Origin of the sequence: Salipiger sp. PrR003 (assembly GCF_010500785.1) — a bacterium.
Taxonomy (GTDB): Bacteria; Pseudomonadota; Alphaproteobacteria; order Rhodobacterales; family Rhodobacteraceae; genus Salipiger; species Salipiger pacificus_A.
Genome location: NZ_JAAGOV010000014.1, coordinates 1 through 1414, shown reverse-complemented (window position 1 = coordinate 1414; position 1414 = coordinate 1). Strand labels below are relative to the sequence as shown.

Annotated in this window: 2 protein-coding genes; one reads left to right on the top strand and one right to left on the bottom strand. The window is 63.9% G+C overall.

The window, feature by feature from the left end; translation table 11 throughout:
• On the top strand, window positions 1-372 hold a 372-nt coding region (locus G0D83_RS01095; protein ID WP_203595558.1), incomplete at its 5' end, for a transposase.
• Window positions 373-640: 268 nt separating this feature from the next.
• On the opposite strand, the gene G0D83_RS01090 is transcribed toward G0D83_RS01095, so the two are convergent.
• Window positions 641-1372: an IS110 family transposase gene (locus G0D83_RS01090; RefSeq protein WP_370457121.1), complete on the bottom strand. Its 732-nt coding sequence runs from the start codon at window positions 1370-1372 to the stop codon at window positions 641-643.
• Between the last annotated feature and the right edge of the window lie 42 nt (window positions 1373-1414).

Sequence of the window (1414 nt, the reverse complement as noted above, 5' to 3'; positions counted from 1 at the left end):
CTGATGGACAACTCCCGCGACGATGTGTTGGCCTACATGTCGTTCCCTCGAGAGCACTGGACCCAGATCTCTTCGACCAACCCGCTGGAGCGGGTGAACCGAGAGGTAAAGCGACGTGCGGATGTCATCGGGATCTTCCCGAACGACGCCGCCATCATTCGCCTCGTCGGCGCTCTGATGCTCGAAACCAACGATGAATGGGCAGTGGCGCGGCGATACATGAGCCTTCCGTCTTGGGGCCTTGGTCGTCAATACGTAATCTGCATAGGAACGTTGCCGCATTTGCCGGGCTGGCAGCGGAACGCGAGGCGCGGGTGGCCCGTAGACCCCAGATATCGGAGCGCAACCCGCGCCTCGCGTTCCGCTGGGTAGTATGTTCCCTCAGCAGCGCCATCAATTCCACTCCCAGCTCCCGTACCGGTGTCATGCTTCCGTCCGTGGTCAGCACATTGGCCGCCTACTTGATGTCGGTGAGATCGGTTTCCGGGCACCCATCTTGAAAGCGCGCTCGGACGGAACGTCCGGTGGCAGGCACATGTCCGGCGTCGCCGGAAACCGCGTCCCGGTAGGGACTTCGTCGTGGCGAGGGCAGACCCTGCCAGGAGTTGATCTTCTCCTTCTTTACGTGTCGATGGTCGTCTCAGGAGGCCAACGTCACCGTATCGCGCTGCAAGCGGAACTCAGTGCCGTCCAGCCACATGCGGTGAAGCACGACACCGATCCGTCGTGCCACGGCGACCGTGGCGCGCTTCGAACCGCGGCGCCTGGCAACCTGCATGCCCCATGCCTTGAGCCAGCAGGGCCTCGCATTATGCATCATCACGGTGGCAGCGTTGAAGAGCGCCGTTCGCAGGGCGACATCTCCTGCCTTGGTGATCCGCCCGGTGACATCGCGCTCGCCGGACTGCTCGCGCCGAGGTGTGAGGCCGACCCATGGTCCGACGTCCCGTGACGATCTGAACCGTGCCGGGTCGTCGATCGCCGACCGCACCGTCAGAGCGATCACGGCGCCGATGCCCGGCATCGTCATCATCAGCCGACAGGCTTCGTCCTGCCGGGCAAGCTCGATCACCCTGCAGTCCAGCGCCGACAACTTGTCGCGCAGCATCGCCCGGGCGTCGAGGATGGCCGATGCGGCTGTCTCCAGCGCAGCATTCCCCGCGACAAGTTCGCGGACCCGTGCCTCATAGCGCCCTTTGCCCTTGCCGACGGGACCGAGCTTCATACCGAAATTACGCAGCACGCCGCGTAAGGACTGCTCGATGTCGAGTGCTGCTTTCTGGACCGACTTGCGGGCGCTGAGCAGGGCGCGCATCTCCTGGGCAGATACAGACTTGTGCGGCGCGACAAACAGGATGAGATTCCGCGTCAATCAGGATGAGACGCAGCGGCGTGTGACCGCTTCCGGCCGGGC